Genomic DNA, 20465 nt, shown 5'->3' with positions numbered 1-20465 from the left:
AGCTGCCTCTCAGATCTTGGCGGTGGTCAGGTGGCTGGCGCCCCAGGTGGTGCGCCACCGGGTCTTGACGCCGGTCAGGCCGACCAGGGCGAGCACGGCGAGGCCGGCGAAGATCAGGAAACCGGCCTGGTAGCTGCCCGTCATCTGGCGGGCGTAACCCAGGCTGGAAGCCAGGTAGAAGCCGCCGACGCCGCCGGCCATGCCGACCAGGCCGGTCATGACGCCGATTTCCTTCTTGAAGCGCTGCGGCACCAGCTGGAACACCGCTCCGTTGCCCATGCCCAGCGCGAGCATGGCACAGACGAAGACGACCAGCGCCATCCAGGCTTCCGGCAGGCCGAAGCTGACGATGGCCAGGAAGATCGCGGCAAAGACGTACATCACGGTCAGCGACTTGACGCCGCCGATGCGGTCGGCCACGTTGCCGCCGATCGGGCGCACCAGCGAACCGGCGAAGACGCAGCCGGCGGTGAAGAAACCGGCGGTCTTCGGATCGAGGCCATACTGGGTGTTGAAGTAGATGACCAGCGAGGAAGCCAGGCCGACGAAACCGCCGAAGGTCACCGAGTAGAAGAACATGAACCACCAGGCATCCTTGTCCTTGAGCACCTTCAGGTACTCGGCCAGGGTCTTCGGCGGCGGCGCATCCGGCGCGTCCTTGGCCATGAAGACGAAGGCGATGAGCACGATGACCAGCGGGATCAGCACGATGCCGAAGACGTTGGTCCACCCGAATGCGGCGGCCAGGCCCGGCGCGAACAGCGCGGCCAGCGCGGTGCCCGAGTTGCCGGCGCCGGCGATGCCCATCGCCGTGCCCTGGTGCTCGGCCGGATACCAGCGCGAGGCGAGCGGCAGCGCGGCGGCGAACGACGAGCCGGCGACGCCGAGGAAGATGCCGAGGACAAGCACTTCGGCGTAGCTATGCACGCCGACCAGCCAGGCGTAGAGCATGGCGCCGATCACGATGACCTGGCCGATGATGGCCGCCTTCTTGGGCGACAGGCGGTCGACCAGGATACCCATGACGATGCGCAGCAAGGCGCCGGCCAGCACCGGCGTCGCCACCATCAGGCCCTTTTCGGCGTGCGACAGGCCGAGATCCTTGGCGATGCCGACCCCGAGCGGGCCGAGCAGCACCCACACCATGAAGGCGAGGTCGAAGTAGAGAAAGGCGGCCAGCAACGTGGGCGTGTGGCCGGCTTGCAGGAATGATTTCTTGTCCATGGGGCAGTTTCCTGGATGGACCGCGGGAGCGGTTGTTAAAGGGGAAAGCTTGTTTCAGCGCATGACATCGTTGCCATGAACCCGCCCCCGTTGGCGGTCGGATCGCTGCGATGCAACATCCATCGCAAGTCGCATGCCACAAGCGCAAGCAACTGATTTCTATCGAAAACCGAGACAGGCACCCAAGTGGAGCGCACCAAAACAAGGCGCGCATCGCCATTACGGTGCGGGCATCTGCCGAAAAAACCCGCCAGGCCTGCCGCTCATTTCCATGCGTGTTCCACCCCGTCCCGGGCCGGTGAAGCGGCACAAAAGACAACTTTTTTCACTGGAATTGAGATATCTCAAGAAAACGGGCCATTTCCCGAAGAAGTGCGACGATATGTCGCACAGGGCGCGTGTTTGCTTTGATTAAGATCGCCGGCGACCTCACTTTTCCTGCGAGTACCGAACCATGAACATTCGTCCGACGCCGATCGCCGCGCTGCTCACCGCCCTGTTCTCATTGAACGCTGCCGTCATGGCTGCCGAGGAAACGACGGCGCTGGGCGAAGTCACGGTCACCGGCACGCGCGAAGCCCGCCTCCTGTCGGAAACGCCGCAAACCATCCACGCGGTCAAGGCCGAGACTATCCGCGACCAGCGCCCGAGCCACCCCAGCCAGGTCATGAACCAGATGCCCGGCGTCTGGGTCAGCAACCTGTCCGGCGAGGGGCACTCGACGGCCATTCGCCAGCCGCTGACCACGGCCGCGATGTACCTCTACCTGGAAGACGGCATCCCGACCCGCCCCACCGGTTTCTTCAACCACAATGCGCTGTACGAGATCAACGTGCCGCAGTCCGGCGGGATCGAGGTTTCCAAGGGGCCGGGCACGGCCTTGTACGGCTCCGACGCGATCGGCGGCTCGATCAATGTGCTGACCCGCACGCCGCCGCGCCAGGCCGAGTTCGAGGCCAGCGCGGAAGTCGGTTCCTACGGCTGGAAACGCTCGCTGATCAGCGGCGGCGACGCGGTCGGCGACAACGCCTGGCGCGCCAGCCTGAACCTGACCCGGAACGACGGCTGGCAGAACAACGCGGGCTACGAACGCCAATCCGGCAACTTCCGCTGGGACAGCGCCCTGGGCAACGACGCCGTGCTCAAGACCATCGTTGCCGTCTCCTCGATCAACCAGCAGCACGTCGGCAACCTGACGACACGCGAATACAACGAAGCGCCGCGCAGCAACAACACCCCCTTCTCGTATCGCAAGGTGGATGCTTTCCGGCTGTCCACGACCTACGAGAAGGAAAGCGAAAACTCGCTGCTGTCGATCACCCCGTACATCCGGGACAACCGGATGGAGATCATTCCCAACTGGTCGGTCAGCTACGACCCCAGCCGCTATGTCTCGGAAAGCCAGTCGTTCGGCTTCCTGAGCAAGTATCGCCGCGACTTCGAGCCGCTCCAGGCCCGCGTCATCGTCGGCCTCGACTACGACTTCAGCCCGGGATCGCGCGACGAGGATTCGATCAGCCTCACCCGGACCATCAATTCCCTCGGCGGCAAGACCTATGCGCTCAACAGCACGGCACCGGTCAAGATCTACAAATACGATGTCGTCTATCGCAGCATTTCGCCCTACCTGCACGGCGAGATCAGCCCGGTCGAGAAGCTCCGCATCACCGCCGGCCTGCGTTACGACGACATGCAGTACGACTACACCAACACCTTCAACGGCGGCGCCGCGTCGGCGACGCAGGGGGTCGGCGGCCCCTTCCCGGCAGGCGGCTATTACGGCCACGCGGCGAGCGCCAAGATCGGCTATTCGCACTTCAGCCCGAAGCTGGCGATCAACTACGCCTTCGACAAGAACCTGAACGCCTACGTTTCGTACAGCAACTCCTTCCGGACCCCCTCCGAAAGCCAGGTCTTCCGCGGCAGCCGCGAAACCTCGGCACTCAAGGCCCAGACCGCCGCCGAATCGCTGCTACAGTTGAAGCCAGTCGTTGTCGACAGCTACGAAATCGGCCTGCGCGGCAAACAGGGCCGCTTCAACTACGAAGTCGCAGCCTATTACATGACCAAGAAGGACGACATCGTCAGCTACACCGATCCGGCGACCAGCCAGCGGCGCGTGGTCAATGCCGGCCAGACCGAGCACCGCGGCGTCGAACTGGGCCTCGGCGCCCAGCTGGCCGAAGCCTGGCGCGCCGATGTCAGCCTCTCCCGCGCCCAGCACCGCTACGAGAAATGGGTGGTCGGCGGCACCGCCGACTACAGCGGCAAGGACATGGAAGCCGCGCCCAAGGTCATGGCCAACACGCGCCTGACCTACCACCCGGCCAGCATGAACGGCGGCCGCGTCCAGCTGGAATGGGTGAAGCTGGGCAGCTATTGGCAGGACCAGGCAAATACGCTCAAATACGCCGGTCACGATTTGTTCCACCTGCGGGCCAACTACCCGGTGACGCGCCAGTTCGAGGTGTGGGGTGGCATCAACAACCTGCTCGACAAGCGCTATGCCGAGACGGCCGGGGTGGATGGCACGGTCGCCAGCTATACGGCCGGACTGCCGCGCATCTTCACGATTGGAATCCAGGGTAAATGGTAAAACTGCACTTTCGCCTGCCGAGCCTGGCACTGGCCTGCGGGCTGCTGCTCGGCGCGCTGCCCGCCGGCGCGCACGAACACCCGGCCGCCACGCCGATGGCCCGCCACTGGCAGGAACGCCTGACGGCGGCCAAGGGCAGCGCGGTTTCCGTGGCGGCGGACGAGCAGGGACGCCTGTGGTCGGTCGACATGCGCCAGGGCCAGCTCTGGCTTTCGCGGTCGACGGACGGCGGCAAGACTTTCGCCGAGATAGGCAAGGTGAACGCCCAGCCGGAAGCCATCCTGGCCGACGGCCAGAGCCGGCCGCTGATCGCCGTGCACGGCCAGGCGGTCGTCGTTTCCTGGTCGCAGGCCCTGCCCAAGCTGCATACCGGTCACGTCCGCATGGCCCGCTCCGAAGACGGCGGGCTCAGCTTCGCGCCGCCGGTGATCGTCAACGACAACCGCGAGGAAATCGGCCACGGCTTCAACGCCATGAAGATGGATCGCCGGGGCAACCTCGCCGTGGCCTGGCTCGATGGGCGCGAACGTAGCGCGGCGGCCCGCAAGGGCGGCAAATACGCCGGTTCGAGCGTGTATTACGCGACCTCGGGCGATTTCGGCAAGACCTGGACGGCCAACGCCAAGCTCGCCGACAACACCTGCGAATGTTGCCGCATCGGCCTCGCCATCGGCCCGGACGGCACGGCTGTGGCGCAATGGCGCCACCTGTTCGCCGGCGGCGTGCGCGACTTCGCGACCACCGCCCTGAAACCCGGTGCGCCGCTGCAGCGGGCCAGCGAGGATGGCTGGGAAATCAGCGCCTGTCCGCACCACGGCGGCGACCTGGCCATCGACGCCGATGGGCGTCGCCATTACGTCTGGTTTACCGGCAGCGCCAGGAAGCCGGGCCTGTTCTACCGCTACGCGGACGGGACGCAGTTCGGCACGGCCCTGGCGTTCGGCGATCTCGATGCGCAGGCCGGCCACCCGACGGTGTTTGCCGACGAAAAACAGGTGGCGGTGGTGTGGCGCGAATTCGACGGCCAGCGCTATCGCCTGCGCCGCATGCTGTCGTCCGACCGCGGCGAGACCTGGTCGGCTCCGGCTACGGTGGCCGAAGCGGAAGGCGCGACCGACCTGCCGCTCTTCGTGCACGGCGCGGCCCGGCCGCTGGTCGCCTGGGGAACGGCGGCCGGCCTGCGCATCGTCGACCTGCGCGAGGCGCCGTGATGAGGGGTATCGCGCGCCTGCTGGCCGCCCTGCTCCTCGGCGGCCTCGCCTGGGCCGTGCAGGCCGCGGAAGACCCGCGCCCCTTTGTCGTCGGCAGCCTCAAGGAAATACAGGCGCAGTACGCCGGCAAGCCGCTGATCGTTGCCTTCTGGTCCGTCGGCTGCACGCACTGCCCGACCGAGCTGAAGACGCTGGGCGCCTTGAAGCGGCGCCACCCCGGCCTGAATGTCGTCCTCGTGGCGGCGGACACGCCCGACGATGCGCCGCAAACCCGGCGCCTGGCCGCGCAATACGGCCTGGCCAAGGCGCCGCAATGGGTATTCGCCGACCCGATTCCGGAACGGCTGCGCATGGACATCGACCGCCGCTGGTACGGCGAACTGCCGCGCACGCATTTTTACGATGCCGAACACCGCCTGGAAGCGGTCTCCGGCGTGGTCCCCGAGGCGCGTCTGCGCCAGTGGGTGGCAGCCAACCTGCGCTGACCGCCCCCCGCCGCTCAATCCGCGTTCGGCCGGATGACCGTGTCCGGCGGCGCGTGCTGGATCTGGTGTTCGACCATCCGGATGGCGGTCAGGATATGCGCCTTGCGCTGGGCGCAGACGTATTTGTCGGCTTCGGAAAAGGTCGTCCGCAGCCGCCGTTTCTCGGCCTCGCCAACCGGCCGGCCATTGGCGATGGAAAGCAGCATGTCCTGGATGCCGCTGTAGAAATTGATCGAGCGCCGGTCCTTGTTGAGGTAGGCCAGCGCCAGGGCGACGTTGAACACGCTGGCCACCGAGGCGACGTGGAAATGACTCCATTCCCCGCTGGCCAGCAGGTGGGCGAGATGCAGGTGCGGAATCAGCATGATGTGCACCTCTTCCGGTTCGCTGATGCCGAGGTCGGCGCCAAGCAGACGATTGATTTTGCGATGGCCTGAAAAAGACATGGGTGTTGGTGTTCTCTTGATGTGACGGTTGGTTCAGTGCAAACGGACGACGCTGACGACGATGAGGGCCAGCAGGAGCAGCAGCGAAACGCTTTTCCAGAAAATGACCGGATTGCGCTCGATCAGCGGCGGTTTTGTCTTGTTGAGAAATTCGCGGTTGGGGTGGTGCAGGTCGAAAACGAACTCCGACAGCTCCTCGTGGCGGGCGAGCGGGTCGGGCTCCACCGCCTTGCGGATGGCGTCGTCGACCCAGGCCGGGATCTCGCGCTCCTCGCTGAGCACGCTCTTGTAGGCCAGTTTCTTCTGCGCCGCCCGGGTGCGCGACTTGGGCACCTGGGTGCCGTAGGGAAAATCCCCGGACAGCATCTGGTAGGCGATGACGCCCAGCGAATAGAGATCGGAACGCTGCGTCCCCTGCTCGCCGAGGAAGTATTCCGGCGCGGCGTAGAGCGCGGCGCCGAGCAGGTTGATCTGGCCTATCGGCGTGTCGACCTCCTCCAGGCCGGCGACGCGGGTGGCGCCGAAATCGATGATCTTCACGGTGCCAGTGCCGTCGATCATGATGTTGTCCGGCTTCAGGTCCTGGTGGATCATTTCCAGGCGGTGGAAAGCCTGCAGCCCCTTGGCGACCTGCTCCAGGATGCCGCGCACGGTGGGCAAATCGGGCTTCGGGTTGTCGATCAGCCACTGCGCCAGGGTCTGCCCCTCGATGTATTCGGTGACGACGTAGATGCTCCGCCGCTGCCGCGTCTGCGCACAGGGCTTGAGCACATGCGCGCTGTCGATGCGGCGGGCGATCCACTCTTCGAGCAGGAAACGCTCGAGCGCGGCCGGGTTGGCCTGCACGTCGACCGACGGCGTCTTGATCACGACGCGCTCGCCGCTTTCCTTGTCGACCGCCAGGTAGATGTGGCTGCGCGCGCTGCGTTTCAGAACGCGCACGATCTGGAAGCCCTCGAACTCGTCGCGCGCTTCGAGTTGCGGCGGGCACGGCAGGTCGGAAACCTGGCGGAAAACCTCGTTGGCCTCCGGGTCCGGCAGTTGGTCGATACGCACCAGCTGGACGGTCAGGTTGTCGCCGCTGCCGCGGTTCAGCGCCTCGTCGGCGATCACCTTGGCCGCCGCGTCGAGATCGGCGGCGACGTCGATGGCCGAGCGGACGAACAGCGCATCGGTGTGCTCGTAGACGCCGTCGGTCGCCAGCATGAACAGGTCGCCGACCATCAGCTGCACCTGCGCATAGTCGATCTCGACCTTGCGGTCCATACCCAGGGCACGGGCCAGGTAGCTTTGCGCCGACGACACGCGGACGCGATGGTCCTCGGTCAGCTGCTTGAACTCGTCGCCGCGCAGGCGGTAGATGCGGGCATCGCCGACGTGGAAGAGGTGCGCCGTCATGGACTTGATGACCAGCCCGCTGAAGGTGCAGACATAGCCGCGCTCCCGGTCGTAGCGATGCTGGCTCTGCTGGGTCTGCGAATGCAGCCAGGAATTGGTGGCCGTCAGCACATGCTCGCCCGACTTCTTCACCGACCAGGCGTCGGCGGTGCAGAAATAGTCCTCGAGAAAGCCGGTCACCGCCGACTGCGCCGCCTCCTGGCTGACCTGGCTGCTGCTGATGCCGTCGGCCAGCGCCACGGCGATGCCCTTGGCGCCGAGCTGCGGCTCACGCGGGATGCACACCCCGTGGAAATCCTGGTTGAGTTCCTTGCGCCCCTTGTCGGAATACTGCCCGACGGCGACTTGCAGATGACGGCTCATGACGTCCCTCGCCCGTGCTACGGTCGACCGGAAAAGTCCGGCCGCAATCGAAACCCCCGACCCTTGGCCGGGGGCCGCTCCCTGCCCGCGATCAGACCGGCTTGCGCTTCGGTGCGGTGCGGATGTGCGTGGAGTACAGCGTCAGACCGACGAAGGCCAGGCCGCCGACCAGGTTGCCGACGACGGTCGGCAGTTCGTTCCAGACGAAGTAGTCGTACAGCGTGAAGTTGCCGCCGAGCATCAGGCCGGACGGGAACAGGAACATGTTGACGATGGAGTGCTCGAAGCCCATGTAGAAGAAGACCATGATCGGCATCCACATGGCGACGACCTTGCCGGTGACGTTGGTGCAGATCATGGCGCAGACGACGCCGGTCGACACCATCCAGTTGCACAGCACGCCGCGGATGAACAGGGTCAGCATGCCGGCGGCACCGTGCGCGGAATAGCCCACCGTCCGGCCTTCGCCGATGGTGCCGATCTTCTGGGCGACGGCATTGGGCGCCTCGGTGAAGCCGAAGGTCCAGATGATGGCCATCATCACCGCCACGGTCAGTGCGCCCCCGAAGTTGCCGCAGAACACCAGCCCCCAGTTGCGCAGGATGCCGCTCGTTGTGACGCCCGGACGCTTGTCGATCAGGGCCAGCGGGCACAGGGTGAACACCCCGGTGAGCAGGTCGAAGCCGAGCAGGTAGAGCAGGATGAAGCCGACCGGGAAGAGCATGGCGCCAACCAGCGGCTGGCCGGTCTGCACGCTCACCGTGACCGCGAAGGCGGCAGCCAGCGAAAGGATGGCGCCGGCCATGTAGGCGCGGATCAGGGTATCGCGGGTGGACATGAAGATTTTCGATTCGCCGGCATCGATCATCTTGGTGACGAATTCGGTAGGCGCAAGATAGGCCATGGTGGTTTCCTTTTCGGATTGGGTTTGTTGTGAAAGCGCCCGGGTCTGCTCTCAAGACCGGGGGGCCGGAATCCCACCATTGGGATAGGCCGGGCCGGCGACGCTGCCGGCCCAGGGGGGCATGCGCCGGTCAGATGGAGAGGTAGACCTCGCCGTTTTCCACCTTGACCTCGAACTTGCCGCACGACCCGACGTCCGGGGCGACAGCGTGGCCGTCTTCCAGGCCGATGTTCCAGCCGTGCAGCGGGCAGGTCACCTTGCGGCCATGGACGATGCCCTGCGACAGCGGGCCGTTCTTGTGCGGGCACTTGTCGTGCAGCGCGAAGACCTCGTCCTCGGCATTGCGGAAAATGGCGATGTCGCCGCCGCTTTGGCGCTGCACGACGCGCGAACCGAGTTGCGGGATGTCGTCCAGCTTGCAGATGAAGTTCCAGTTCATTTTTCAGTACCTAGTAGTTAGTTGCCAGCTATTGGTGGTTAGGGGTTGCTTGCCAGTGATTAATGACTGGCAAGCAACCCCTGCCTCATGCTTCCAGCTTGATGGGAATGAACTGCTTGATCGGCTGTTCCTCGCGCGAGGTGGCCCACGGGTCCTTGGCGTCCTTCAGCGAATCCAGCAGGCGGGCGTAGTAGGCCTTGCGGCCTTCCTCGTCCTCGAGGATCTTGCCCTTGATGTAGTCGAGGCCGACGCGCTCCATGTAGTGGCAGGTACGCTCGAGGTACCAGCCTTCCTCGCGGTAGAGCTGCAGGAAGGCGCCGGAATATTCCATCACTTCCTCGTCGCTCTTCACCTTGCACAGGAACTGGGCGACCTCGGTCTTGATGCCGCCGTTGCCGCCGATGTACAGCTCGTAGCCGGAATCGACGCCGATCACGCCGACGTCCTTGATGCCGGCCTCGGCGCAGTTGCGCGGACAGCCGGAGACGGCCAGCTTGACCTTGTGCGGGGCGTACATGTCGAACAGCATCTTCTCCAGCTTGACGCCCATCGACATCGCCAGCTGCGTGCCGAAGCGGCAGTGCTCCGCGCCGACGCAGGTCTTCACGGTGCGGATCGACTTGCCGTAGGCGTGGCCGGAGACCATGCCGGCGGCGTTGAGGTCGGCCCACATCGCCGGCAGGTCTTCCTTCCTGACGCCGAGCAGGTCGATACGCTGGCCGCCAGTGACCTTGACGGTCGGCACCTTGTACTTCTCGGCCGCATCGGCGATGGCGCGCAGTTCGGCCGGCGTCGTCAGGCCGCCCCACATGCGCGGCACGACCGAGTAGGTGCCGTCCTTCTGGATGTTGGCGTGGGCACGCTCGTTGATGAAGCGCGATTGCGGATCGTCCTTGGCTTCGTGCGGCCAGCTCGAGATCAGGTAGTAGTTCACCGCCGGGCGGCACTTGTCGCAGCCGTTCGGGGTCTTCCACTCCAGCGCCTTGAAGACGGCTTCCTTGCTGGTCAGGTGCTGGCCGAAGATGGCTTCGCGTACCTGCTTGTGCGAATGGTCGGTACAGCCGCAGACCGGCTTGGAGTCGAGCGCCGCCGGGGTGTAGGCGCCGCCGATGGTCGAGGCCAGGATCTGTTCGACCAGGCCGGCGCAGGAGCCGCAGGACGAAGCCGCCTTGGTGTGCTTCTTGACCTCGTCCAGCGTGAACAGGCCCTTGGCCTTGATGGCCTGGACGATGGTTCCCTTGGTCACCCCGTTGCAGCCGCAGACCTCGGCGCTGTCGGCCATCTCGGCCGCCTTGCTGTTGCCGGCGTGGCCGACGTCGCCGACCAGGTTCTGGCCGAAGATCAGCGAATCGCGGATGTCGTGGATGTCGCGCTTGTCCTTGAGCAGCTGGAAGTACCATGGGCCGTCGGCCGTGTCGCCGTACATGACGCCGCCGACCAGCTTGTTGTCCTTGATCACCAGCTTCTTGTACACGCCGCCGTAGGGGTCGTTGAGGACGATTTCCTCGGTGCCCTCGCCGCCCATGTATTCGCCGGCCGAGAACAGGTCGATGCCGGTGACCTTGAGCTTGGTCGAGGTCACCGAACCGGTGTAGCGGCCGATGCCGTAGCCGGCCAGGTGGTTGGCGGCGACCTTGGCCTGCTCGAACAGCGGGGCGACCAGGCCGTAGGCGATGCCTCGGTGGCTGACGCACTCGCCGACGGCATAGACCTTCGGATCGTAGGTCTGCATGGTGTCGTTCACCACGATGCCGCGGTTGCAGTAGATGCCGGAGGATTCGGCCAGCGCGTAGTTGGGGCGGATGCCGGCGGCCATGACGACGAGGTCGGCCGGGATCTGCAGGCCGTCCTTGAAGCGGATCGCCGCGACGCGGCCGGACTCGCCCTGGATCAGGGCTTCGGTCTGGGTCTGCAGCAGGAACTTGAGGCCCTTGTCCTCGAGCGACTTCTGCAGCATCTTGCCGGCGACTTCGTCGAGCTGGCGCTCGAGCAGCCACGGGCCGAGGTGCACCACGGTCACGTCCATGCCGCGCAGCTTCAGGCCGTTGGCCGCTTCCAGGCCGAGCAGGCCGCCGCCGATGACGACCGCGTGCTTGTGCTTGGTCGCCGCATCGATCATCTCGTCGGTGTCCTTGATGTCGCGGTAGCCGATGACGCCCGGCAGGTCGTTGCCCGGGATCGGCAGCATGAACGGCGTCGAGCCGGTGGCGATGAGCAGGCGGTCGTATGCTTCCTCGGTGCCGTCCTCGGCGATGACCTTGCGCTTGATGCGGTCGATGGTCTTGATCTGCTTGCCGGTATGCAGCGTGATCTTGTTTTCGGCGTACCAGTCGAGCTCGTTGAGGATGATGTCCTTGACGCCCATTTCACCGGCCAGCACCGGCGAAAGCAGGATGCGGTTGTAGTTCGGGTGCGGCTCGGCGCCGAAGATGGTGATGTCGTAGTGATCCGGTTTGATCTTCAGCAACTCTTCGACGGTGCGGACACCGGCCATGCCGTTACCGATCAGGACAAGACGGGGTTTGCTCATGTTATGGCTCCAACGTTGCGCGCACCTTGCGGTGCAAATATTTTTCCAGCGCATGACGTCGTTGCCATCTGACCGTCCGCGTTGACGGTTGATTCGCTGCTTCGCGTTATTCTTTGCAATCAGCGTGCCAACACGGCAAGCGACTGATTTAAATGATAATTCGTGAAAACAAGCCCAAGGTGGCGCACCACTTCGGTGCATTCCATGCCACCTCGGTGCGGGGCGCCCGCCTCAGTTGCCGCCGACCAGCAGCCCCGTCGCCTCGACCGCGACGATGGCCTTGGCCTGGTTGAGGTCGTCGGCATAGCCGCTGGCATAGAGCAGGCTGGCGAGCTGGTTGGCGATCGGCTTGGGGAGCGGCACCTGCTTGTCGAGGACGCGGCGGATCCAGCGCGCGGTCGCCACGGCATCGGCCGCTTCCGGCAGATTGGGCAGGGCGCGCAGGCTTTCGTGCTCGGCTTCGAACAGGAGGTCGGCCACCCCGTCGTGCACATATTCCAGGCGCGGCCGGCGCTTGGCATTGGCGTAGGGCTCGCCCTCGGTACCGCGCAGCAGCAGGCCGCACTGGCCGCGCGCCATCATGATGTCGCGCATCAGGCCGATGAAATCGGGGTGCGTCGCCGCGGCGACCAGCAAGCCTTCGCCATGGAAAGGATCGATCAGCTTGACCAGGCTGTGGGCGCTGCTGCGCACGCCCATGCGGGCGCGCAGCGACAGCAGGTTGTGGATGCCGGGACAGAGCGCGCTGAGCGGCAGGAAGGCCAGGCCGTTTTCGTCGAGCGCCTTCTGCGCCTGGTGGGTCGACGACACCGGCAGGATGCCGAGCTCGCGCAGGACATGCGCGCTGCTGACCCGCCCGTTGCCTTCGATCAGGCCATGCATCAGGACCGGGACGCCGAAGCGCTGCAGCAGCAGGGCGAGCAGCGGCGTCAGGTTGGCCTCCTTGCGCGCCCCGTTGTAGGTCGGCAGGACGACGGGGCGGCCACGGCCATGCGGCAATTCCAGCTGGTGGGTCCGCTCGTCGGTGGCCGCCATGAAGCCGAGCATCTCGTCGAGCGACTCGCCCTTGACGCGCAGGCCGACAATGATGGCGCCCAGTTCGAGATCGGGCACGCCGCCGTCGAGCATGGCCGCGTAGAGTTGCCGGGCATCGTCATGCGACAGGTCCCGGGCGCCTTCCGCGCCGCGACCGATCTCCCTGATGCATTGTCCGTAGCTCACCTTGTTCTCCTCGCCCGTCTCAGGCCGCTGCCGTTTCCGAGGGCGCGAATTCCGCCGCCATGCGCCGGATGTCCGGCACGCAGGAGCCGCAGAAGGTGCCGCAACGCAGCTTTTCCTGCAGTTTCGGCAGGTCGGCGCCGGCCGCCAGTTCCTGGCGTATCTGCACATCCGTGACGTCGGCGCACTTGCAGACGATATTGCGCGGCGCCACGCTGACCGGCGGCTTGCCCAGCGGCGCCAGCGCGAAGCGAATCAGGCTGGCATCCAGTTCGTCCTCCGCCATGGCCTGCTTCAGCCAGGCGACCGCCTGCGTTTCGCCGCACAGGCGGACCGCCTGCAACCGCCCGTCGGCGGCGACGGCCTTCTTGGCGACGCGCTTGGTGGCATCCACGTAAACGATGGCGCCGTCGCTGCCGGCGATCCCGAACAGGCGATCCAGGGTGTCGATCTCCGCGTCGCCCGGCGCCTCGGCCATGGCGGCGCGCAGCACGACAAGCGGGGTGCTGCGGCCGTAGAGGCCGAGGGTGGCATACGGATATTGCTGCAATACCGGCCGCACCGCCTGCAGCAGCGCCAGCGCCTCCGACTGGCTGGCGCAGCGGCGCACGATGGCCAGCGGATAGGGCAGATCGAGTTTTTCGATCTGCACCGCGGCATGCTTGAGCTCGGGTTGGCGGGAATAGGGGTCGGTGGCGTCGCAAGCCACCGCATTGACGCCCGGCGTGTTCATGAACTGGCTGCCCCAGTGCATCGGCATCCAGGCCCGCCCTTTCTTCAGTCCCGGCCGCTCCTCCACCCTGACGACGGCTTCGCCGCGCGGGTTGGATATGCGCACCAGGCTGCCGCTCTCCAGCCCGCGGTGGCGCATGTCGCACGGGTGCATGGCGAGCAGCGGCTCGTCCTCGAGGTTGAACAGACGCGGCACGGTGCCGGTGCGGCTCATGCCGTGCCAGTGGTCGCGCATGCGCCCCGAGAGCAGGCTGATCGGGTAGTCGGCATCCGGCACGTCGGCCGTTGCCAGATGCTTGACCGGCACGAAGCGCGCCTTGCCGTCCGCCGTCGGAAAGACACCGTCCTCGTAGAGGCGGGTCTTGCCGCCGCTCGCCCCGGCCGGGTAAGGCCACTGCTGCGGCCCGGCGGCATCGAGCAGGGCGTAGTCCAGACCGGTGATATCCAGGTCCCGCCCGCGCGTGCTGGCGCAATGCTCGGCGAAGATAGCCTCGGCATCGGCGTAGGGGAAGAGGCGTTCGCCGTCGATCCCCAGCTTTTGCCCCAGGCGGCGCGCGAAATCGACGACGATCTCCCAGTCGTGGCGCGCCTCGCCCGGCGGCGACACGGCGGAATTGACGTGGGTGATGCGCCGCTCGGAGTTGGTCACCGTGCCGTGCTTCTCGCCCCAGCCGCTGGCCGGCAGCAGCAGGTCGGCATAGGCCGCCGTATCCGTATTGCCGTAGGCCTCCTGGAGAACCACGTATTCCGCGCTCTGCAGCGCCGCGCGGACGGCCGCCTGGTTGGGCAACGACTGCGCGGGGTTGGTGCAGGCAATCCATACCGCCTTGATTTCGCCAGTCTGCAGTGCCGCGAACAGATCGATGGCCGACTTGCCCGGCTTTTCCGGTACGCTGGGCACCCCCCACAGGGCGGCGACCTCGGCGCGGTGTTGCGGATTGGCCAGATCGCGGTGCGCCGACAGCAGGTTCGACAAGCCGCCCACCTCGCGCCCGCCCATCGCGTTCGGCTGCCCGGTCAGCGAGAAGGGGCCGGCGCCGGGTTTCCCGATCAGGCCGGTCGCCAGGTGCAGATGGATGATGCCGGCGTTGTTGTGCGTGCCATGGACCGACTGGTTCAGGCCCTGGCAGTACATCGACAGCGCGGCGCCGCTTTGCCCGAACCAGCGGGCCGCCTGCACGATATCGGCGGCCGCGACACCGCACACCTCGGCGACGGCGGCCGGGGTATAGGGCTTGACGATATCCTTCAGCTCGGCGAATCCCGTCGTGTGGCGCTCGATGTAATCCGGGTCGATCAAGCCTTCGGCGATCATCAGGTGCAGCATGCCGTTGAACAGCGCGATGTCGCTGCCGGGCTTGATCGCCAGGTGCAGGTCGGCGATCTCGGCGCTCTCGGAGCGGCGCGGATCGGCGACGATGATTTTCAGGTCGGGATTGGCCGCCTTCGCATCCTCGACATACCGGAAGACGATGGGATGGGCGACCGCCGGGTTCGCCCCGGCAATGAAGATCACCTTCGCCGCGAGGATATCCTCGTAGCTGCACGGCGGCGCATCGACGCCCAGCGTCTGCTTGTAGCCGGCGACCGCCGACGACATGCACAGGCGTGAATTGGTATCGACGTTATTGGTGCCGATCAGGCCCTTGGCCAGCTTGTTGAAGACGTAATAGTCCTCGGTCATCAACTGGCCGGAGATGTAGAAGGCCACCGAATCCGGGCCGTGTTCGCGGATCGTCGCCGCGAAGCGTTCGGCCGCATCGTCGAGCGCCTGATCCCAGGCGACGCGCTCGCCCGGCTGGCCGCGCATCCCGCGGCGCTCCGGATGCAGCAGGCGATAGCCCGGATCGGCGGTCAGCGCCAGGGTCGCGCCCTTGGTGCATAGACGCCCGCGATTCGCGGGATGCTCCGGATCGCCCCGGACGCCGGTGATTTTGCCGGCTTCGGTTTCGATCAGGACGCCGCAGCCGACGCCGCAGTAACAACAGGTGGATTTGACTTCAGTTTTCATGATTTTCCTTCCGGCATGCTTTGAGCAACAGGCATGCCACCTATAGAAATCATGGACTTGGGATAAAAAAAGGGAGACTCCCTTCGGAAATCTCCCTTTTTTGGTGCATCCAGCGCCGCGCTTGTCCCTATTTGATGCGTTGCAACCTGGGACGCCCTTCATCGGGGCGCGGCGGCTCGGGCGGCGGCTCGGGCGGCGGTTCGTCGTTCGGTGCATCGGCGACGGTGGCGGCGGCTGGCGCCTCATCCGCCATCTCGCTGTCGCCATCCACCTCGAAGGCCATTCCCGCGCCGTTTTCCCGGGCATAGACGGCCGAAACGCGCTCGATCGGAATGGACAACTCGCGTGCGACGCCGCCAAACCGCGCCTGGAACTCGATGTATTCGTTCCCGATCTGCAATTTGTTGGTCGCCGTCGGGCCGAGATTGAGAACGATCTGGCCGTCGCGCACGAACTCGCGCGGAACGCGGGTCCGGCCATCGACCTCGACGGCAATATGCGGCGTGAAACCGTTGTCGCAGCACCATTCCCAGATGGCGCGCAGCAAATAGGGCTTGGTGGACGGCAGTTCCATGCTTACTTGCGCATCGCCTTTTCCGACGGCGTCAGCGCGTCGATGAAGCCCTGGCGGCTGAAGATGCGCTCGGCGTACTTCATCAGCGGCGCGGCGGCCTTGCCGAGGTCGATGCCGTAGTGGTCGAGACGCCACAGCAGCGGGGCAATGGCCACGTCGAGCATGGAGAACTCGTCGCCGAGCATGAACTTCTGCTTGTTGAAGATGGGCACGATCTCGGTCAGGCGGGCGCGGATTTCCTGGCGCGCCTTGTCGGCCGTCTTGCCGTTCTTTTCGATCACTTCCATGAACGAAAAGATTTCGCGCTCCATGCCGACCAGCAGCTGGCGGGCGCGGGCACGCATGATCGGGTCGGCCGGCATCAGCTGCGGATGCGGGAAGCGCTCGTCGATGTATTCGTTGATGATGTTCGGCTCGAACAGGACCAGATCGCGCTCGACCAGGACCGGCACACGGTTGTGCGGGTTGATCGCGGCCATTTCTTCCGGCTTGTTGAACATGTCGACATCGATAACCTGGAAATCCATGCCCTTTTCGAACAGGACAATGCGGCAACGATGGCTGAATGGGCAGGTGGTGCCCGAATAGAGGTTCATCATTTGGGGTAACCCTCAAAAAGCGATTCGGCATCGGGGGTTGGCCGAAGCCAAACCCGCGATGCCGTTAACCAATCCTTGGCGGATTAGTGAATGTCTTTCCAGTATTCCTTCTTCAGTGCGTAAGCGACAACGAAGAGGACTGCCAAAAAGGCCAGGACGAAGAAGCCCAGGGTACGACGGAACTCCTGCTGCGGTTCGCCCATCCAGACCATGAAGCCGACCAGGTCGGAAACGGCCTTGTCGAACTCGGCCGGCGCCATGGCGCCCGGAACGGCCAGTTCCAGCTTGTGCGTCTCGTGATTCAGCACTTGCTGGCCCTGCAGGCCGTACAGGATGTGCGGCATGCCAACGTTTTCAAAGATCACGTTGTTCCAGCCGGTCGGGCGGTTGGCGTCGCGGTAGAAGGAACGCAGGTAGGTGTAGAGCCAGTCGGCGCCGGCTGCGGCATTGCCGGCTTCGCCACGGGCCCGGGCGACGATGGTCAGATCCGGCGGGGTGGCGCCGAACCACAGCTTCTGCTCGTCGGCACGCGCCGCGACAGCCATCAGGCCACCGATCTTGTCGGAGGTGAACATCAGGTTGTCCTTGACCTGGGTCTCGGTCAGGCCGAGATCCATCAGGTTCTTGTAGCGCATGTACGAAGCACCGTGACAGTTCAGGCAGTAATTGACGAACAGCTTGGCGCCGTTTTGCAGCGCAGCCTTGTCACTCACCGAACCCGGCCACTTGTCGAGATGAACGTTGCCACCGCTGGCGAAAGCCATCAGCGGAGCGAAGAGCAATGCGATAAGGAATTTTTTCATTTTAGGCATCCTCTCACTTGAACGTCACACGGTCGGGGACCGGCTTGAACTTGTCCATACGGGACCACCAGGGCATGCCGAGGAAGAAGCCGAAGTAGAACACCGAGCAAACCTGCGACACCAGCTCGCCCATCGGCGACGGGGACAGGGTGCCCAGATAGCCCAGGATGAAGAAGCAGATGACGAAGATGGTCAGCAGGGTCTTGTAGATCGGGCCGCGGTAGCGGATCGACTTGACCGGGCTGCGATCCAGCCAGGGCAGGAAGGCGAAGATGACGACCGAAGCGCCCATGGCGACCACGCCCCAGAACTTGGCATCGAGACCGAACAGCGGATAGGTCACGGCGCGCAGGATCGAGTAGAACGGCGTGAAGTACCAGACCGGCGCGATGTGCGGCGGGGTCTTCAGCGGGTCGGCTGGGTAGAAGTTCGGCGTTTCGAGGAAGTAGCCGCCACCTTCAGGCGCCCAGAACATCACGGCGGAGAAGACCATCAGGAAGACGATGACGCCGACGATGTCCTTGACCGTGTAGTACGGGTGGAACGGGATGCCGTCGCGCGGAATGCCGTTTTCGTCCTTGTTGGCCTTGATCTCGACACCGTCCGGGTTGTTCGAGCCGGTTTCGTGCAGGGCCAGCACGTGGGCGGCAACCAGACCGATCAGGACGAGCGGGAAGGCGATCACGTGGAAGGAGAAGAAGCGGTTCAGCGTTGCGTCGCCAACCACAAAGTCGCCGCGGATGAGGATCGACAGGTCCGGACCGATGACCGGGATGGCGGAGAACAGGTTGACGATAACCTGGGCGCCCCAGAAGGACATCTGACCCCACGGCAGCAGGTAGCCGAAGAAGGCTTCGCCCATCAGGCACAGGAAGATGCCGACGCCGAACAGCCAGGTCAGCTCACGCGGCTTGCGGTAGGAACCGTAGAGCAGGCCACGGAACATGTGCAGGTAAACCACGATGAAGAAGGCCGAGGCACCGGTCGAGTGCATGTAGCGGATCAACCAGCCGCCCGGCACGTCGCGCATGATGTACTCGACGGAGGCGAAGGCGACCGGCACGCCGTTGGCGTTCACGGCGGCATCCGGCTTGTAGTGCATGACCAGGAAGATGCCGGTAACGATCTGGATGACCAGGACCAGCAGGGCCAGGGAGCCGAAGAAATACCAGAAGTTGAAGTTCTTCGGGGCGTAGTACTCGGACAGGTGGCCCTTCCACATGGAAGTTGCCGGGAAGCGGGCATCGAGCCACTCCAGGGCATTACCGGCCAACGAACCGTCGGACTTGTATTTTTCGAAATTGCCAGCAGCCATTTCTTATGCTCCCTTCTTGTCTTCGCCGATCAGGATGCGGGTATCGGCCATGTAGTAGTGCGGCGGCACTTCCAGGTTGGTCGGAGCAGGCTTCGACTTGTACACGCGGCCGGCGAAGTCGAAGGTCGAACCGTGGCAGGGGCACAGGAAACCGCCCAGCCATTCGCCCGGCATGCCTTCTTCCGCGCCCTTCTTGAATTTTTGCGACGGCGAGCAGCCGAGGTGGGTGCAGATACCGACGACGACCATGATTTCCGCCTTGATGGAGCGGGTATCGTTCTGGGCGTAGGCCGGTTGCTGGTTCTTTTCGGATTTCGGGTCAGCGACGGCATCGGCCAGCTTGGGCAGGGTGTCCAGCATGTCCTTGGTGCGGTTGATGATCCACACCGGCTTGCCGCGCCACTCGACGGTCATCATCTGACCCGGCTCGAGCTTGCTGATATCGACTTCAACCGGAGCGCCTGCTGCCTTGGCGCGTTCGGAAGGAAGCAAGCTGGAGACGAACGGCACAAGCGCGGCAACCGCACCTGCCCCGCCCACGGCTGCGGTCGCGACGACCAGGCGCCGCCGTCCGCAGTCCACTTTTCCTTGATTGCTCATAACCTGACCCCTAAAGGAATTGGATGGGATAAAAATAAACGCTGGATTATACGACAACGGAACCGTCGTTAAAAGCCGCTGTCAACCTGGACAGGCCTTTCGCTCTCGCAAAGCCTGTGCCAGCGTGCCGCTATCGACGTATTCGAGCTCACCGCCGACCGGCACCCCCCTGGCGATCCGGCTCACCCCGACCCCCTTCGGCTTGAGCATGGCAGTGATGTAATGCGCCGTCGCCTCGCCCTCGTTGGTGTAGTTGGTCGCTAGAACGACCTCCTTGACCACCCCGTCCAGCGCCCGCGCCATCAGCCGCTCCAGGCCGAGTTCGCGCGGACCGACGCCGTCCAGCGGGGAAATCCGGCCCATCAGCACGTAGTAGAGCCCCTGATAACTCAGCGTCTGCTCCATCATGTTCATGTCCACCGGCGTCTCGACGACGCACAGAAGCGTCGGATCGCGCCGGGGCGACAGGCAGCGCTCGCAAACATCGGCCTCGGAGAAGGTATTGCAGCGCTGGCAATGCCGGATGGACTGCAAGGCGTGCAACACGGCGTCACCGAGTCGCTGCGCCCCCGCCCGGTCGCGCTGTAACAAATGGTATGCCATGCGCTGCGCCGATTTCGGCCCCACTCCGGGCAGGCAGCGCAAGGCCTCGATCAGCGACTCAAGCCCGGACGGATTCACGGAATCAGAACGGCAGCTTGAATCCGGGCGGCAGGTTGAGACCGGCCGTGAAGCCAGCCATCTTTTCCTTGCTCAGGGCTTCGCCGCGCCGAACGGCATCGTTCAGGGCAGCCGCCACGAGATCCTCGAGCATTTCGCGGTCGTCCATGACGGACTGGTCGATACTGACGCGACGCACCTCATGCGCGCAGGTCATCACCACCTTGACCATCCCGGCTCCGGACTGCCCCTCAACTTCGAGCTGGGCCAGCTGATCCTGGGCCTTCTTCATGTTTTCCTGCATTGCCTGTGCCTGCTTCATCAGGCCACCCAAGCCACCCTTCATCATATGCTTCT

At 64.8% G+C, this 20465-nt stretch carries 18 protein-coding genes; 3 read left to right on the top strand and 15 right to left on the bottom strand.

What is annotated here, in order from left to right; genetic code table 11:
* Positions 1–9 precede the first annotated feature (9 nt).
* Positions 10–1224, bottom strand: a complete 1215-nt coding sequence (locus tag Q0P59_RS01790; RefSeq protein ID WP_295002876.1) for a nitrate/nitrite transporter — start codon at positions 1222–1224, stop codon at positions 10–12.
* A gap of 454 nt (positions 1225–1678) precedes the next feature.
* Between Q0P59_RS01790 and Q0P59_RS01785 the strand changes: the two genes are divergently transcribed.
* From Q0P59_RS01785 to Q0P59_RS01775, 3 genes are read left to right on the top strand one after another with little or no spacing between them, the layout of a single operon-like run.
* Positions 1679–3820, top strand: coding sequence for a TonB-dependent receptor (locus tag Q0P59_RS01785; RefSeq protein WP_295002874.1), 2142 nt, complete (start codon positions 1679–1681; stop codon positions 3818–3820).
* Positions 3814–5031, top strand: coding sequence for a sialidase family protein (locus Q0P59_RS01780; protein ID WP_295002872.1), 1218 nt, complete (start codon positions 3814–3816; stop codon positions 5029–5031). Before Q0P59_RS01785 ends, Q0P59_RS01780 begins: the two co-directional genes overlap by 7 nt.
* Positions 5031–5516 (top strand): TlpA disulfide reductase family protein, encoded by a 486-nt coding sequence (locus Q0P59_RS01775; RefSeq protein ID WP_295002870.1) that lies wholly within the window; start codon positions 5031–5033, stop codon positions 5514–5516. The genes Q0P59_RS01780 and Q0P59_RS01775 overlap by 1 nt, the downstream gene beginning before the upstream one ends.
* Before the next feature lie 14 nt (positions 5517–5530).
* On the opposite strand, the gene Q0P59_RS01770 is transcribed toward Q0P59_RS01775, so the two are convergent.
* From Q0P59_RS01770 to Q0P59_RS01705, 14 genes are all read right to left on the bottom strand, one after another.
* Positions 5531–5962, bottom strand: coding sequence for a hypothetical protein (locus Q0P59_RS01770; protein WP_295002868.1), 432 nt, complete (start codon positions 5960–5962; stop codon positions 5531–5533).
* 33 nt (positions 5963–5995) lie between these two features.
* Positions 5996–7723 carry a bifunctional protein-serine/threonine kinase/phosphatase gene (locus tag Q0P59_RS01765; protein ID WP_295002866.1) on the bottom strand — a complete coding sequence of 576 codons (1728 nt, stop codon included), beginning with the start codon at positions 7721–7723 and terminating at the stop codon, positions 5996–5998.
* 91 nt (positions 7724–7814) lie between these two features.
* A complete protein-coding gene (locus Q0P59_RS01760; protein ID WP_295002864.1) occupies positions 7815–8627 on the bottom strand; it encodes a formate/nitrite transporter family protein in 813 nt (270 codons plus the stop codon).
* A gap of 130 nt (positions 8628–8757) precedes the next feature.
* Positions 8758–9066, bottom strand: coding sequence for a nitrite reductase small subunit NirD (nirD, locus tag Q0P59_RS01755; RefSeq protein ID WP_295002862.1), 309 nt, complete (start codon positions 9064–9066; stop codon positions 8758–8760).
* 85 nt (positions 9067–9151) lie between these two features.
* Positions 9152–11596, bottom strand: coding sequence for a nitrite reductase large subunit NirB (nirB, locus tag Q0P59_RS01750; protein WP_295002860.1), 2445 nt, complete (start codon positions 11594–11596; stop codon positions 9152–9154).
* A gap of 231 nt (positions 11597–11827) precedes the next feature.
* Complete coding sequence (gene ybiB, locus Q0P59_RS01745) at positions 11828–12817, bottom strand: DNA-binding protein YbiB (protein WP_295002858.1); 990 nt, start codon at positions 12815–12817, stop codon at positions 11828–11830.
* Between the two features lie 19 nt (positions 12818–12836).
* On the bottom strand, positions 12837–15557 hold the full coding sequence (locus Q0P59_RS01740; RefSeq protein ID WP_295002856.1) for a nitrate reductase: 2721 nt from the start codon (positions 15555–15557) through the stop codon (positions 12837–12839).
* A 127-nt stretch (positions 15558–15684) separates the two neighbouring features.
* Positions 15685–16131, bottom strand: coding sequence for a ClpXP protease specificity-enhancing factor (locus Q0P59_RS01735; RefSeq protein ID WP_295002854.1), 447 nt, complete (start codon positions 16129–16131; stop codon positions 15685–15687).
* Between the two features lie 2 nt (positions 16132–16133).
* The gene (locus Q0P59_RS01730) at positions 16134–16730 is read right to left on the bottom strand and encodes a glutathione S-transferase N-terminal domain-containing protein (protein WP_150427397.1); all 597 of its coding nucleotides are present in this window, start codon (positions 16728–16730) and stop codon (positions 16134–16136) included.
* 83 nt (positions 16731–16813) lie between these two features.
* Positions 16814–17533: a cytochrome c1 gene (locus tag Q0P59_RS01725; protein ID WP_295002852.1), complete on the bottom strand. Its 720-nt coding sequence runs from the start codon at positions 17531–17533 to the stop codon at positions 16814–16816.
* 13 nt (positions 17534–17546) lie between these two features.
* Entirely contained in the window at positions 17547–18755 is a 1209-nt protein-coding gene (locus tag Q0P59_RS01720) for a cytochrome b N-terminal domain-containing protein (RefSeq protein ID WP_295003192.1), read from the bottom strand.
* A 96-nt stretch (positions 18756–18851) separates the two neighbouring features.
* On the bottom strand, positions 18852–19448 hold the full coding sequence (petA, locus tag Q0P59_RS01715) for a ubiquinol-cytochrome c reductase iron-sulfur subunit (RefSeq protein ID WP_295002850.1): 597 nt from the start codon (positions 19446–19448) through the stop codon (positions 18852–18854).
* Positions 19449–19529: 81 nt separating this feature from the next.
* Complete coding sequence (gene recR / locus Q0P59_RS01710; protein ID WP_295002847.1) at positions 19530–20129, bottom strand: recombination mediator RecR; 600 nt, start codon at positions 20127–20129, stop codon at positions 19530–19532.
* Between the two features lie 4 nt (positions 20130–20133).
* On the bottom strand, positions 20134–20457 hold the full coding sequence (locus Q0P59_RS01705; protein ID WP_150427392.1) for a YbaB/EbfC family nucleoid-associated protein: 324 nt from the start codon (positions 20455–20457) through the stop codon (positions 20134–20136).
* Positions 20458–20465 lie beyond the last annotated feature (8 nt).

The organism is uncultured Dechloromonas sp. (genome assembly GCF_945957265.1).
Lineage (GTDB): Bacteria > Pseudomonadota > Gammaproteobacteria > Burkholderiales > Rhodocyclaceae > Azonexus.
This window is presented reverse-complemented; position numbering and strand designations above follow the sequence as displayed.